At 50.9% G+C, this 13703-nt stretch carries 15 protein-coding genes; 11 read left to right on the forward strand and 4 right to left on the reverse strand.

Annotated elements, in window-relative coordinates; genetic code table 11:
• Positions 1–102: 102 nt before the first annotated feature.
• From HV041_RS14945 to cyoE, 7 genes are all read left to right on the forward strand, one after another.
• Positions 103–681 (forward strand): lipoprotein, encoded by a 579-nt coding sequence (locus HV041_RS14945; RefSeq protein ID WP_121584295.1) that lies wholly within the window; start codon positions 103–105, stop codon positions 679–681.
• A 44-nt stretch (positions 682–725) separates the two neighbouring features.
• The gene (ampG, locus tag HV041_RS14950) at positions 726–2201 is read left to right on the forward strand and encodes a muropeptide MFS transporter AmpG (RefSeq protein WP_115600840.1); all 1476 of its coding nucleotides are present in this window, start codon (positions 726–728) and stop codon (positions 2199–2201) included.
• A 459-nt stretch (positions 2202–2660) separates the two neighbouring features.
• Positions 2661–3608: a cytochrome o ubiquinol oxidase subunit II gene (gene cyoA / locus HV041_RS14955; protein ID WP_003021613.1), complete on the forward strand. Its 948-nt coding sequence runs from the start codon at positions 2661–2663 to the stop codon at positions 3606–3608.
• Positions 3609–3627: 19 nt separating this feature from the next.
• Positions 3628–5619: a cytochrome o ubiquinol oxidase subunit I gene (cyoB, locus tag HV041_RS14960; protein WP_003831008.1), complete on the forward strand. Its 1992-nt coding sequence runs from the start codon at positions 3628–3630 to the stop codon at positions 5617–5619.
• Positions 5609–6223 carry a cytochrome o ubiquinol oxidase subunit III gene (locus HV041_RS14965; RefSeq protein WP_003021608.1) on the forward strand — a complete coding sequence of 205 codons (615 nt, stop codon included), beginning with the start codon at positions 5609–5611 and terminating at the stop codon, positions 6221–6223. Before cyoB ends, HV041_RS14965 begins: the two co-directional genes overlap by 11 nt.
• Positions 6223–6552, forward strand: a complete 330-nt coding sequence (locus HV041_RS14970; RefSeq protein ID WP_003021607.1) for a cytochrome o ubiquinol oxidase subunit IV — start codon at positions 6223–6225, stop codon at positions 6550–6552. Before HV041_RS14965 ends, HV041_RS14970 begins: the two co-directional genes overlap by 1 nt.
• 11 nt (positions 6553–6563) lie before the next feature.
• Positions 6564–7454, forward strand: coding sequence for a heme o synthase (gene cyoE, locus HV041_RS14975; protein ID WP_003835956.1), 891 nt, complete (start codon positions 6564–6566; stop codon positions 7452–7454).
• A gap of 56 nt (positions 7455–7510) precedes the next feature.
• Here the strand turns inward: cyoE and HV041_RS14980 are convergent, their stop codons facing one another.
• From HV041_RS14980 to tssD, 3 genes are read right to left on the reverse strand one after another with little or no spacing between them, the layout of a single operon-like run.
• On the reverse strand, positions 7511–7834 hold the full coding sequence (locus HV041_RS14980) for a DUF1493 family protein (protein ID WP_071696878.1): 324 nt from the start codon (positions 7832–7834) through the stop codon (positions 7511–7513).
• Entirely contained in the window at positions 7834–8301 is a 468-nt protein-coding gene (locus HV041_RS14985; RefSeq protein WP_071696879.1) for an STM2901 family protein, read from the reverse strand. Before HV041_RS14985 ends, HV041_RS14980 begins: the two co-directional genes overlap by 1 nt.
• An 11-nt stretch (positions 8302–8312) precedes the next feature.
• Positions 8313–8795 (reverse strand): type VI secretion system tube protein TssD, encoded by a 483-nt coding sequence (gene tssD, locus HV041_RS14990; RefSeq protein ID WP_003021598.1) that lies wholly within the window; start codon positions 8793–8795, stop codon positions 8313–8315.
• Positions 8796–8976: 181 nt separating this feature from the next.
• Between tssD and HV041_RS14995 the strand changes: the two genes are divergently transcribed.
• Positions 8977–10341: an MFS transporter gene (locus HV041_RS14995; RefSeq protein ID WP_121584294.1), complete on the forward strand. Its 1365-nt coding sequence runs from the start codon at positions 8977–8979 to the stop codon at positions 10339–10341.
• An 80-nt stretch (positions 10342–10421) separates the two neighbouring features.
• Here the strand turns inward: HV041_RS14995 and HV041_RS15000 are convergent, their stop codons facing one another.
• Complete coding sequence (locus HV041_RS15000) at positions 10422–10913, reverse strand: YajQ family cyclic di-GMP-binding protein (protein ID WP_003831002.1); 492 nt, start codon at positions 10911–10913, stop codon at positions 10422–10424.
• Between the two features lie 174 nt (positions 10914–11087).
• On the opposite strand from HV041_RS15000, the gene panE reads away from it, so the two are divergent.
• The 3 genes from panE to HV041_RS15015 are packed head-to-tail and all read left to right on the forward strand — an operon-like array spanning position 11088 to position 13667.
• A complete protein-coding gene (gene panE / locus HV041_RS15005; protein ID WP_003021593.1) occupies positions 11088–11999 on the forward strand; it encodes a 2-dehydropantoate 2-reductase in 912 nt (303 codons plus the stop codon).
• Positions 11962–12552, forward strand: a complete 591-nt coding sequence (gene yajL, locus HV041_RS15010) for a protein deglycase YajL (protein ID WP_121584293.1) — start codon at positions 11962–11964, stop codon at positions 12550–12552. The genes panE and yajL overlap by 38 nt, the downstream gene beginning before the upstream one ends.
• Positions 12553–12584: 32 nt before the next feature.
• Positions 12585–13667: a hypothetical protein gene (locus HV041_RS15015; RefSeq protein ID WP_121584292.1), complete on the forward strand. Its 1083-nt coding sequence runs from the start codon at positions 12585–12587 to the stop codon at positions 13665–13667.
• Positions 13668–13703: the final 36 nt, after the last annotated feature.

Below are 13703 nucleotides of genomic sequence, written 5' to 3' on the forward strand. Positions count from 1 at the left end.
AATGAATTTACATGCGTTACCTACTTCCCCTCATCGTTGGCGATGTTATGATGGCGGGAAATTTCTCCAACCATACAATTTAGATTCGCTGAGAGCCCTGGCATGTTTAAAAAAATCCTCGTCCCGTTTGTCGCGCTGTTCATGTTAGCTGGATGCGCAACGCCGCCGACCACTATTGAAGTCTCCCCGAAAATTACTCTGCCGCAGCAGGACCCAAGCCTGATGGGCGTGACCGTTAGCATCAACGGTGCCGACCAGCGTCAGGATCAAGCGCTGGCAAAAGTCACCCGCGACAACCAACTGGTTACGCTGACTGCGTCACGCGATCTGCGCTTCCTGCTACAAGAAGTGCTGGAAAAACAGATGACCGCACGCGGTTATATGATTGGACCAAACGGTGCTGTAAACCTGCAAATCATTGTTAGCCATCTGTACGCTGACGTGTCTCAGGGTAGCGTGCGCTATAACATCGCCACCAAAGCAGACATCGCCATCATTGCGACCGCTGCTAACGGCAACAAGATGACCAAAAACTACCGCGCAAGCTATTCTGTTGAAGGCGCACTGCAGGCCTCTAACAAAAATATCGCTGACGCCGTTAACAGCGTGCTGACCGACACCATCGCTGATATGTCTCAGGACACCAGCGTTCACGATTTCATCAAGCAGAACGCGCGTTAATTTCTGCCCATATGGCCCGGCGTTCGTCGGGCCTATAGAAGCCCATGTCCAGTCATTACTTACGTATTTTTCAGCAACCACGTTCGGCTATCCTGCTCATACTGGGGTTCGCTTCCGGTTTACCGCTCGCACTGACCTCGGGTACGCTCCAGGCATGGATGACGGTCGAGAATATCGATCTTAAAACCATCGGTTTCTTTTCTCTGGTCGGCCAGGCCTACGTGTTTAAGTTCCTCTGGTCCCCGCTTATGGATCGCTACACGCCGCCATTTTTAGGTCGACGTCGTGGTTGGTTGTTGGCAACTCAGGTGCTGTTACTCATTTCTATCGCCGCGATGGGTTTTCTGGAGCCTGGCACACAGTTGCGCTGGATGGCCGCGCTTGCGGTGGTGATCGCGTTTTGTTCAGCATCGCAGGATATCGTCTTTGATGCCTGGAAAACCGACGTGTTACCCGCCGAAGAACGCGGCACCGGCGCGGCTATCAGCGTGCTGGGATATCGATTAGGGATGCTGGTTTCCGGTGGGCTGGCCCTGTGGATGGCCGACCGCTGGCTGGGCTGGCAAGGGATGTACTGGCTGATGGCCGCGCTACTGATTCCCTGCATTATCGCCACCCTGTTAGCACCCGAACCGACTGATGCCATTCCGGTGCCCAAAACGCTGGAGCAGGCGGTTGCAGCCCCGCTGCGCGACTTCTTTGGTCGTAACAACGCCTGGCTTATCCTGCTGCTCATTGTGCTGTATAAGCTCGGTGATGCCTTCGCCATGAGCCTGACTACCACCTTTTTGATCCGCGGTGTCGGATTTGATGCCGGTGAAGTCGGCGTCGTCAATAAAACGCTGGGGCTGCTGGCGACAATAGTCGGTGCGCTATACGGTGGGATCCTGATGCAGCGTCTTTCGCTGTTTCGCGCGTTACTCATTTTCGGCATTCTGCAGGGCGTATCGAACGCCGGATACTGGCTGCTTTCTATAACCGACAAGCACATGTTCAGTATGGCGACTGCCGTCTTCTTTGAAAACCTGTGCGGTGGGATGGGTACTGCGGCGTTTGTCGCCTTATTAATGACGCTGTGTAATAAATCGTTCTCCGCAACCCAGTTCGCCCTGCTCTCCGCGCTTTCAGCGGTCGGTCGCGTTTACGTTGGCCCGGTAGCAGGTTGGTTTGTCGAAGCGCACGGATGGCCAACGTTTTATCTGTTTTCCGTGTTTGCCGCGATCCCTGGACTCCTGCTGCTGCTGGTGTGCCGCCAGACGCTGGAACATAGCTGGCAAAATGAGAGTTTTATTCCACGCACAGAGTTCCGTGGGGCGTACAATCTGGCTTTGATGACGCTAGTAACGGGCTGCTGTTTGCTGGCTGTTTGGCTGTTGCTGCTCACCATGAACGCGCTGGATTACACCAGCTTCTCTTTCCTGACAGGGCTGCTTGAAGTCTCAGTCGCGGTCGCCATCTGTGGCGTCGTATTGGGTGGGTTACTGGACTATCTTGCACTACGAAAAACACGTCTGATGTAATTTTTCACATTAATTTGGCCGTTGTAATCACCCTGCGTAATTATAACGGCTAAATAAACAACAATTGATAAAAATAATATTTGTTGTTTTGTGCGCCATAGAATTTGGAAATTATTGACTCCTTTTATAAATTCTATTTTCCTTACTCGATTCAGCCAGATCAGATTTATTTTTTGTTCATCATTTGTCTTTTTATTGATAATCAATTGTTAAACAATTGTTTTATTTCCGTATTGGTTATACCAATTGCCCTCAACACCTCCCCTGCTCGCCCGCTTTCGTTATAACGTGATGTTGCAACAGGTTCTTAAAGCCGAGACGACATATATTGCAACATATGTGACATGCACGGCAGAACCCGGTAACACGGATCCAAGGATGTTTACAGTAATGTAACCTTCCCGTAAAATGCCCTCACACTTTAAACGCCACCCGGTCCCGTGGAATTGAGGTCGTTAAATGAGACTCAGGAAATACAATAAAAGTTTGGGATGGTTGTCATTAATTGCAGGCACTGCGTTACTCAGTGGCTGTAATTCTGCGCTGCTTGACCCTAAAGGACAGATTGGACTGGAACAACGTTCACTGATACTGACGGCATTTGGCCTGATGTTGATTGTCGTTATTCCTGCCATCTTGATGGCTGTTGGTTTTGCCTGGAAGTACCGTGCAAGCAATAAAGATGCGAAGTACAGCCCGAACTGGTCACACTCCAATAAAGTGGAAGCTGTGGTCTGGACGGTGCCTATCTTAATCATCATTTTCCTTGCCGTACTGACCTGGAAAACCACTCACGCTCTTGAGCCAAGCAAACCGCTGGCGCATGACGAGAAGCCCATTACCATCGAAGTGGTTTCCATGGACTGGAAATGGTTCTTCATCTATCCGGAACAGGGTATCGCTACCGTGAATGAAATCGCCTTCCCGGCGAATACTCCGGTTGAGTTCAAAGTGACATCTAACTCCGTGATGAACTCCTTCTTTATCCCGCGTCTGGGTAGCCAGATTTATGCCATGGCCGGTATGCAGACTCGACTGCATCTGATCGCCAACGAAGTCGGTACTTATGATGGTATCTCCGCAAGCTATAGCGGACCAGGCTTCTCCGGTATGAAGTTCAAGGCTATCGCAACAAAGGACCGCGCCGAATTCGACCAATGGGTTGCTAAAGCTAAACAGTCCACGAACACCATGAGCGACATGGCTGCGTTCGAGAAAGTGGCTGTGCCAAGTGAATACAACCAGGTGGAATACTTCTCCAACGTGAAACCCGATTTGTTTAAAGACGTTATTAACAAATTTATGGCTCACGGTAAGAGCATGGACATGACCCAACCCGAAGGTGAGCACAACGCACACGAAGGCATGGAAGGCATGGACATGAGCCACGCGGAATCCGCTCACTAAGGGGCCGAGGAAGAATACGATGTTCGGAAAATTGACGCTGGATGCAGTGCCGTTCCATGAACCCATTGTCATGGTTACGATCGCTGCCATTATCATCGGTGGTGCGGCCTTACTGGGCCTAATCACTTACTTCGGTAAGTGGACCTACCTGTGGAAAGAGTGGCTGACTTCGGTTGACCACAAACGCCTTGGCATCATGTATGTCATCGTCGCAATCGTCATGTTGATTCGTGGCTTTGCCGACGCCATCATGATGCGTAGTCAGCAAGCGCTGGCTTCTGCAGGTGAAGCGGGCTTCCTGCCTCCTCACCACTACGACCAGATCTTCACGGCTCACGGCGTGATCATGATCTTCTTCGTGGCAATGCCATTTGTTATCGGTCTGATGAACCTGGTGGTTCCGCTGCAGATCGGCGCACGTGACGTTGCGTTCCCATTCCTGAACAACCTGAGCTTCTGGTTCACCGTTGTCGGCGTAATCCTGGTTAACCTGTCTCTGGGCGTAGGTGAATTTGCTCAGACCGGTTGGCTGGCGTATCCGCCACTTTCGGGAATAGAGTACAGTCCAAGCGTCGGGGTCGATTATTGGATATGGGCAGTCCAGTTGTCCGGTATTGGTACAACGCTGACCGGTATCAACTTCTTTGTGACCATCATTAAGATGCGTGCGCCAGGTATGACCATGTTCAAGATGCCGGTATTCAGCTGGGCGTCTCTGTGTGCGAACATCCTGATTATCGCTTCTTTCCCAATCCTGACTGTCACCGTCGCGTTGCTGACCCTGGATCGCTATCTGGGCACCCATTTCTTTACCAACGATATGGGCGGCAACATGATGATGTACATCAACCTGATTTGGGCCTGGGGCCATCCGGAAGTGTACATTCTGGTTCTGCCGGTCTTCGGGGTATTCTCCGAAATCGCTGCAACCTTCTCGCGTAAACGCCTGTTTGGTTACACCTCGCTGGTGTGGGCAACCGTGTGTATCACCGTTCTGTCGTTCGTTGTTTGGCTGCACCACTTCTTCACCATGGGTGCAGGCGCTAACGTAAACGCCTTCTTCGGTATTACCACCATGATTATCGCCATCCCGACCGGGGTGAAGATCTTCAACTGGCTGTTCACCATGTATCAGGGCCGTATCGTATTCCACTCAGCGATGCTGTGGACGATTGGCTTTATCGTGACCTTCTCAGTCGGCGGCATGACCGGCGTACTGTTGGCGGTTCCGGGTGCAGACTTCGTACTGCACAACAGCCTGTTCCTGATTGCGCACTTCCATAACGTTATCATCGGCGGCGTTGTATTTGGCTGCTTCGCTGGTATGACCTACTGGTGGCCAAAAGCGTTTGGCTTCACGCTGAACGAAACCTGGGGTAAACGCGCATTCTGGTTCTGGATCATCGGCTTCTTCGTCGCATTTATGCCGCTGTACGTGCTGGGCTTCATGGGTATGACTCGTCGTCTCAGCCAGCAGATTGACCCACAGTTCCATCCGATGCTGGTCGTTGCCGCCTGCGGTGCCGCGCTGATTGCACTGGGTATCCTGTGCCAGCTGATTCAGATCTTCGTTTCTATTCGCGACCGCGAGCAGAACCGTGACCTGACCGGTGACCCATGGGGTGGTCGTACGCTGGAGTGGGCAACCTCTTCCCCGCCTCCGTTCTATAACTTTGCCGTTGTGCCGCACGTTCACGAGCGTGATGCCTTCTGGGAAATGAAAGAAAAAGGTGAAGCGTACAAGCAGCCTGCGCACTATGAAGAAATTCATATGCCGAAGAACAGCGGTGCCGGTATCGTCATTACCGCCTTCGCAACACTGTTTGGTTTCGCCATGATCTGGCATATCTGGTGGCTGGCGATTGCAAGCTTCGCAGGCATGATCATCAGCTGGATTGTGAAAAGCTTTGATGAAGATGTGGATTACTACGTGCCGGTCCCGGAAGTCGAAAAACTGGAAAATCAGCATTTCGATGAGATTACTAAGGCAGGGCTGAAAAATGGCAACTGATACTTTAACGCACGCGACTGCCCACGCGCACGAACACGGGCACCACGATGCAGGCCAGACCAAGATCTTCGGATTCTGGATCTACCTGATGAGCGACTGCATTCTGTTCTCTATTCTGTTTGCAACCTATGCCGTTCTGGTGAACGGCACCGCAGGTGGCCCAACAGGTAAGGACATTTTTGAACTGCCGTTCGTTCTGGTTGAAACATTCCTGCTGTTATTCAGCTCCATTACTTACGGCATGGCAGCGATTGCCATGTACAAGAACAACAAGAGCCAGGTTATCTCCTGGCTGGCGTTGACCTTCTTGTTCGGTGCCGGATTCATCGGGATGGAACTCTATGAATTCCATCACCTGATTGTTAACGGCATGGGCCCGGATCGCAGCGGTTTCCTGTCTGCGTTCTTCGCGCTGGTCGGCACGCACGGTCTGCACGTCACCTCCGGTCTTATCTGGATGGCGGTGCTGATGGTGCAGGTGGCTCGTCGCGGCCTGACCAGTACTAACCGTACCCGCATCATGTGCCTGAGCCTGTTCTGGCACTTCCTGGATGTGGTATGGATTTGTGTGTTCACTGTTGTTTATCTGATGGGGGCGATGTAATGAGTCATGCTAACGAGAGCGGCGGCGCATCCCATGGCAGCGTAAAAACCTACATGACAGGTTTTATCCTGTCTATCATCCTGACGGTCATTCCGTTCTGGATGGTGATGACAGGTTCTGCCTCTCCGGCCGTCATTCTGGGAACTATTCTGGCAATGGCAGTGGTACAGATTCTGGTGCACCTGGTGTGCTTCCTGCACATGAATAGCAAATCTGATGAAGGCTGGAACATGACGGCCTTTGTCTTTACTGTGCTAATCATCGCCATCCTGGTTGTGGGCTCCATCTGGATTATGTGGAACCTTAACTACAACATGATGATGCACTAAGAGCGGCGATTATGATGTTTAAGCAATACCTGCAAGTAACGAAACCAGGCATCATCTTTGGCAACCTGATCTCGGTGATTGGGGGGTTCCTGCTGGCCTCGAAAGGCAGCATTGATTATCCCCTGTTTATCTACACGCTGGTTGGGGTGTCACTGGTTGTGGCGTCGGGTTGTGTATTTAACAACTACATCGACAGGGATATCGACAGGAAGATGGAGAGGACCAAAAACCGCGTGCTGGTTAAAGGTCTGATTTCCCCTGCGGTCTCACTGGTATACGCCACCCTGCTGGGTATTGCTGGCTTTATGCTGCTGTGGTTTGGCGCGAACCCTCTGGCCTGCTGGCTGGGGGTAATGGGCTTCGTGGTCTATGTGGGCGTCTATAGCCTGTACATGAAGCGCCATTCCGTTTATGGCACGCTGATTGGCTCACTCTCCGGCGCTGCGCCGCCGGTGATTGGCTACTGCGCCGTAACCGGTGAGTTCGATAGCGGTGCGCTGATTCTGCTGGCTATTTTCAGCCTGTGGCAGATGCCGCACTCTTACGCGATTGCGATTTTCCGCTTTAAGGATTATCAGGCTGCCAACATCCCGGTACTGCCAGTGGTAAAAGGTATTTCAGTCGCGAAAAACCATATCACGCTGTATATCATCGCATTTGCTATCGCCACGCTGATGCTAACCCTGGGCGGCTATGCAGGTTATAAATACCTGATTGTTGCTGCGGCGGTGAGCGTCTGGTGGTTGGGCATGGCGCTGCGCGGTTATAAAGTGGAAGATGACAAAGTCTGGGCGCGCAAGCTGTTCGGCTTCTCCATCATCGCCATTACCGCGCTTTCCGTGATGATGTCCGTCGACTTTATGGTGCCAAACTCGCAGAACCTGCTGACTTACGTCTGGTAAAATCTGCTGATACGAAAAGGGTGCTTCGGCACCCTTTTTATTGGCAGGAATGTTATTCAGTCGTAAAGCCATTTTCCAGCCTTTGCTGACTCAATAATCATACCTACTGTCAAAGGCTTCAACTCAATTTCAGGAGGATCTTTTCGCCAGAAAGGGTATTCTTGTTCAATATAATTTCTTCCATCAAACTTCGAATATTCAATATCAAAATGCTCAAATAAATCAGCTAAAAAATCATACGCATCTTCCGGAACAAACTGAAAATCATCCTCAAGGGTCCATTCTTTAGTGACCTGCTTAAGACCTGGTCTGAACCAACGTTCCCTAATTGGGTAATTCTTCATGATGTACTCAATAACTTCAGCTTCATAATTTCTCATCAGAAGGATGTCCACTGTATGCGATCTTTGGGTCGTGCGATGAGATTGTATTTATCGCGGGTGTGTTTTGTCACCGCGAACAAAAGCACGATTAACTGAGCATGCCCGACAAAAGGAACCCAACGGCCTATGTAAGTTGCTATTTGGTTCGTTGGAACCATCTTCAATTTGGAAAACTTCCCCATAGGAGCGTGTAGTCTTAAACCAAACGGGAACCGAGCCCCTTTCAGAAGTTTTCTACATAGCATTGATGCAATACTAGTGCCAGGGGTGTTCGTGGCTGCTGATAGTTTTCCTTTGACAGGAATAAATGGTTGACCGATCAAAACCAGCGTAACCGCTTCCGTGGTGATACCTAATGAATCTGCCAACTGCTCAATGAATATCAAATCAAACAGCTCACCCGACGTTACGTTAGCGTGACCATGATACCAATAGGTTCCATTCGCTTCTTCAGTTGTGTCCATTCAATCACCCATTATGCCGTCTGCCGATCATTCCATGCGTCGGTATAGATAATGTTCCCGTCGCAATGCTTCCATGTGATTTTTTCGTAGCGTAACTCTATGGTTTCAAGGTGATTGTTGTTTTTGTCTTCTGGCCCAGCCATCGTCGGAGAGACCGAGACAATCCGCACGCCCTCGAGCAGCATGTTGAAATACTCCACTTCCTGACCGGCATCATTGATTTTGTACCAACGAATCTCTGCAGACTTAAGATTCTGACCAGAAGCGACCGCTTTGTATAAATAGGGACTCGAGTAGTCAAACTCTTTGACGATCATCATCGGTGAATGTTGGCGTGTGCCTGTTGGTTTACCCGTTGCATTATCAGTTGGAATAGAGAGATTGTGATGAAAACCTTTAAATTCAATACTGTATTCTCTTCCCTTTACGTCACACCCGCCCTTAATCAGCGCGCCACCATCGTCATAAATCCACATATTGCCTGGAATCGCCATTTTCCTTTTCCCTCTTTCCATTAGAAATAACCACAAAAGACTACACCTGTAATTATCGCAAGTAAATTAGTTGCAGCTGTAACTATTTAAGTTTCCGCGCTACACAATTCCACATATCGTAGAGGTTTACCGCACTCCTTCCCCGCTTTACACTAGGCGCGAAATTAATACAGAGGTGGGAATGAACGATTACAAAATGACGCCCGGTGAGTTGCGCGCCACCTGGGGTTTAGGGACCGTATTCTCGTTGCGCATGCTTGGCATGTTTATGGTTCTACCGGTTCTGACCACATACGGCATGGCGCTACAGGGCGCCAGTGAAGCGCTGATAGGCCTTGCCATCGGCATTTATGGCCTGGCGCAGGCCGTCTTCCAGATCCCCTTTGGTTTGCTCTCTGACCGCATCGGCCGTAAGCCGCTTATTGTCGGCGGACTGGCGGTTTTCGTTCTCGGCAGCGTGATTGCCGCGCTCTCCGATTCAATCTGGGGAATAATTCTTGGCCGCGCCCTACAAGGCTCTGGCGCGATTGCCGCCGCCGTGATGGCGCTGCTTTCCGACTTAACCCGCGAGCAAAACCGCACCAAAGCGATGGCGTTTATCGGCGTCAGCTTTGGTATCACCTTTGCCATTGCGATGGTGCTGGGGCCAATCGTTACCCATGCGCTGGGGCTCCACGCGCTGTTCTGGATGATTGCCGCCCTTGCCACCACGGGTATCGTGCTGACCATTTGGGTCGTTCCCAATAGCACCAGCCACGTACTAAACCGTGAATCGGGCATGGTAAAAGATAGCTTCAGCAAAGTGCTGGCGGAGCCCAAACTGCTGAAGCTCAATTTTGGCATCATGTGCCTGCACATTTTGCTGATGTCCACTTTCGTCGCGTTACCTGGTCAACTGGCGAAAGCCGGTTTCCCCGCCGCAGAACACTGGAAAATTTATGTGGTGACGATGCTGCTGTCCTTTGTTTCCGTGGTGCCGTTCATCATTTACGCCGAAGTGAAGCGCAAGATGAAACGCGTATTCCTCGCCTGCGTGTTACTGATCCTTATTGCAGAGATTGTATTGTGGAGCGCTAACATTCGTTTCTGGGGTCTGATTGCGGGCGTGCAGATTTTCTTCCTCGCCTTTAACCTGATGGAAGCCCTTCTCCCCTCGCTTATCAGCAAAGAATCACCTGCAGGTTATAAAGGCACGGCGATGGGCGTTTACTCCACCAGCCAGTTTCTTGGCGTGGCGATTGGCGGTTCGCTCGGTGGTTGGGTGGTCGAAATGTTTGATGGTCAGGCCGTATTTCTGGCCGGTGCGCTACTGGCGGCAGTTTGGTTGATTGTGGCAAGCACAATGAAAGAGCCACCGTACGTCAGCAGCCTGCGTGTGGAAATTCCACCAGAAATTGCCGCAGATGACACGTTGAAGCAGCGCCTGCTGGCAAAAGAAGGAATAAGCGAAGTGTTAATTGTGGCGAAAGAGCATTCGGCCTACGTGAAAATCGACAGCAAAGTCACCAATCGATTTGAGGTTGAGCAGGCCATCAGCCAGGCGTGAAGATTGCCGGATGGCGACTATCGTCTTATCCGGCCTACAAATAGCGTGTGCGACCTGTAGGCCGGATCAGGCATTACGACTTAATCGCGGAAGTTCTTAAACTGGAACGGCTGCCCGAGATCGCCGCCGCGAACCAGCGCCATAACGGATTGCAGATCGTCACGCGCCTTACCGGTCACACGAATTTCTTCGCCCTGAATCTGCGCCTGCACCTTCAGTTTGCTGTCTTTGATCAGCTTGACGATTTTCTTCTGCACCGCGCTTTCAATGCCCTGCTTCAGCTTAGCTTCGACAAACCAGGTTTTACCGCTGTGCACGAAGGTTTCTGGTACGTCCAGCGACGTGCCTTCAATACCGCGTTTCAGCAGTTTGGCACGCAAAATATCCAGCAGCTGATTAACCTGAAAATCAGACTCGCTCAGCACCTTAATCGTCTTATTTGACTCATTCAGCTCAAAAGTGGCTTCAACGCCACGAAAATCAAAGCGTGACTCGACTTCACGGCTGGCGTTATCCACCGCGTTACGGGCTTCCTGAAGATCAACTTCAGAGACAATATCGAAAGATGGCATCTTTTCCTCTCCCTTCATTTTTGATGCGAAGCATAATACCTGCAAAGTTACTCAACAGACAGCGCTATACTAGGCTGTATCCTTTCATTGTACGTGGTAGTGACATCTGCGAACAATAATGGGGTGCGGTCGATATGGATTAACACCTGGTGCTGTTGCAGGTGAGGAGGAAGAATGAAAATTACCGTACTGGGATGTGGAGCGTTAGGACAGCTATGGCTTACAGCGCTGTGCAAACATGGACATGAGGTGCAAGGGTGGCTGCGCGTACCGCAACCCTACTGCAGCGTAAACCTGATCGACACGGATGGGTCAGTTTTTAATGAATCCCTGACGGCAAACGACCCCGACTTTTTGGCAAAAAGCGACCTGCTGCTGGTCACCCTGAAAGCCTGGCAGGTTTCTGATGCGGTAAAAGGCCTGTCTGCAATTCTGCCTGAAACCACGCCCATTCTGTTAATTCACAACGGCATGGGGACGATTGAAGAGTTACATAACATTAAACAACCCCTGCTGATGGGCACCACCACCCACGCAGCACGCCGTGACGGGAACGTCATCATTCATGTCGCTCAGGGAACAACGCGTATTGGGCCGGCGCGTGAGCAAGACGGCGATTTCAGCTATCTGGCTGAAACCCTGCAAGAGGTGCTGCCGGACGTCGCCTGGCACAACACTATTCGCGCCGAGCTATGGCGCAAGCTGGCCGTCAACTGCGTTATTAACCCGCTGACCGCATTATGGGATTGCCCAAACGGTGAGTTACGCCATCATCCTGAAAAAATAGCGCTCATCTGCGAGGAAGTGGCAGCGGTCATCGAACGCGAAGGCCACCACACATCAGCGGATGATTTACGCTATTATGTCGAGCAAGTGATTGACAGTACGGCGGAAAATATCTCATCTATGCTGCAGGACATTCGCGCCATGCGTCATACCGAGATCGACTACATTACCGGTTATTTGTTAAAACGCGCACGCGCGCACGGCATCGCCGTTCCGGAAAATGCCCGCCTGTTTGAAATGGTTAAAAGAAAGGAAAGTGAGTATGAGCGCTCAAGCACTGGTATGTCTCGCCCCTGGTAGTGAAGAAACCGAAGCGGTTACTACTATCGATCTACTGGTTCGCGGCGGAATTAAGGTCACAACCGCCAGCGTCGCCAGCGATGGCAACCTGACGATCGTGTGCTCGCGCGGTGTGAAACTGCTGGCGGATGCGCCATTAGTCGACGTTGCCGACGGCGATTTTGACATTATCGTACTGCCTGGTGGCATTAAAGGCGCTGAATGTTTTCGTGACAGCCCATTGCTTATCGAAACGGTGAAACAATTCCATCGTTCCGGGCGCATTGTCGCGGCAATCTGCGCCGCTGCCGCCACAGTCCTCGTCCCGCACGACATTTTTCCCATCGGCAACATGACCGGTTTCCCGGCGCTGAAAGACCAAATCCCCGCTGATCAATGGCAGGACAAGCGCGTCGTGTGGGATCCGCGCGTTAACCTGTTAACCAGCCAGGGACCGGGAACCTCAATCGATTTCGGTTTGAAAATCATTGATCTTCTGGTCAGTCGTGAAAAGGCTTACGAAGTTGCATCACAACTGGTGATGGCTGCGGGAATTTATAACTACTACGAGTAAATCTTCAGGCCACTCCCTTATAAGGAATCATAATGAAAGGATATCTAAGTGGAGTGGCTTTATTGCTCCTTTCCGGTTATGCCACAGCGACGCAACTCGACATAAAGAGTATTGAGTATCGCTACCCCGCAAGCACTGAAATGCAATATCGCGTGCCATGGTTTTCCTCGACGGATAACCCCAAGGTTGCGAAACGTATTAACGATTATATTTTCGCAAGCTTTATCAATCAGCTACCGGGTAATACTCCGCAGGCGACAGTAAACCAGTTTGCGAAATCAGCCATGAATCCCACCGCAAACCTTAACTACACGGTTGAATTTCGCGACGAAAAAATCCTGACCATGAATATGTTTGTCGAAGGCTGCGGAGCGTATTGCGAGTCGTACAATGTGCCGATCAGCTTCGATTTAGCCAACGGCGCAGCAATTACCCTCAACGACCTCTTTTCCCGTTCTACGATGGCCGAATTAAATACTCGCATCAGAAAAGATATCCGTGGCCAAATCGACACCTTTGTTGATGCGCATAAATCGCAAACACCAGAACAAATAAAAGAAGAGAAAGGTGAAGTTTTTAACTACGCCGAATTCTACGCATCGTGCGCAACCTACACCGACGGTTTGTACTACATCGACAAATTCTCCCTGCAAAAAGACCATCTGGCCTTCCTGAACGGACGCTGTAGCAACCATGCCAGCCGCGCGCTTGACGAGTTGGGTGATTTCACCACGAAAATCCCAACCGCGGAACTGCAAAATCAGCTCACGCCGTACGGCCAGTATCTGACTAGCGCAAAGAGTACAACACCGGTTTCGCCAGCGCCCGGCATTGACGGCAAAGTCATGTACGGCACGCTGGGAAAAAGCATGCGTATTGTGTTGAAGGTGGACTGCAAATACGGTGATTTCTTTGAAGGGGCTTACTTTTACCAGAAATTTGGCGCACCGATTGAATTAACCGGCAAATGCGACACAGCCGACAATCAACATTATGAACTGAAGACATCTGCTGCTGAACAAGCGCAAGAGAAGATAACGCTGGAGTTAAAAGACGGAGTTTATCAGGGCGTCTGGGAGTCGAACGGGAAGACGCTCCCCGTCCGTTTTGAATAATATCGTTGCATTGCCGGATGGCGGCGTAACCGCCTT

The organism is Citrobacter sp. RHBSTW-00029 (genome assembly GCF_014104295.1).
Taxonomy (GTDB): Bacteria; Pseudomonadota; Gammaproteobacteria; order Enterobacterales; family Enterobacteriaceae; genus Citrobacter; species Citrobacter youngae.

Bases quoted from the DNA above. Each gene is read 5' to 3' on its own strand.
- HV041_RS14945 (WP_121584295.1), top strand. From the start codon at position 103: ATGTTTAAAAAAATCCTCGTCCCGTTTGTCGCGCTGTTCATGTTAGCT.
- ampG (WP_115600840.1), top strand. From the start codon at position 726: ATGTCCAGTCATTACTTACGTATTTTTCAGCAACCACGTTCGGCTATC.
- cyoA (WP_003021613.1), top strand. From the start codon at position 2,661: ATGAGACTCAGGAAATACAATAAAAGTTTGGGATGGTTGTCATTAATT.
- cyoB (WP_003831008.1), top strand. From the start codon at position 3,628: ATGTTCGGAAAATTGACGCTGGATGCAGTGCCGTTCCATGAACCCATT.
- HV041_RS14965 (WP_003021608.1), top strand. From the start codon at position 5,609: ATGGCAACTGATACTTTAACGCACGCGACTGCCCACGCGCACGAACAC.
- HV041_RS14970 (WP_003021607.1), top strand. From the start codon at position 6,223: ATGAGTCATGCTAACGAGAGCGGCGGCGCATCCCATGGCAGCGTAAAA.
- cyoE (WP_003835956.1), top strand. From the start codon at position 6,564: ATGATGTTTAAGCAATACCTGCAAGTAACGAAACCAGGCATCATCTTT.
- HV041_RS14980 (WP_071696878.1), bottom strand. From the start codon at position 7,834: ATGAGAAATTATGAAGCTGAAGTTATTGAGTACATCATGAAGAATTAC.
- HV041_RS14985 (WP_071696879.1), bottom strand. From the start codon at position 8,301: ATGGACACAACTGAAGAAGCGAATGGAACCTATTGGTATCATGGTCAC.
- tssD (WP_003021598.1), bottom strand. From the start codon at position 8,795: ATGGCGATTCCAGGCAATATGTGGATTTATGACGATGGTGGCGCGCTG.
- HV041_RS14995 (WP_121584294.1), top strand. From the start codon at position 8,977: ATGAACGATTACAAAATGACGCCCGGTGAGTTGCGCGCCACCTGGGGT.
- HV041_RS15000 (WP_003831002.1), bottom strand. From the start codon at position 10,913: ATGCCATCTTTCGATATTGTCTCTGAAGTTGATCTTCAGGAAGCCCGT.
- panE (WP_003021593.1), top strand. From the start codon at position 11,088: ATGAAAATTACCGTACTGGGATGTGGAGCGTTAGGACAGCTATGGCTT.
- yajL (WP_121584293.1), top strand. From the start codon at position 11,962: ATGAGCGCTCAAGCACTGGTATGTCTCGCCCCTGGTAGTGAAGAAACC.
- HV041_RS15015 (WP_121584292.1), top strand. From the start codon at position 12,585: ATGAAAGGATATCTAAGTGGAGTGGCTTTATTGCTCCTTTCCGGTTAT.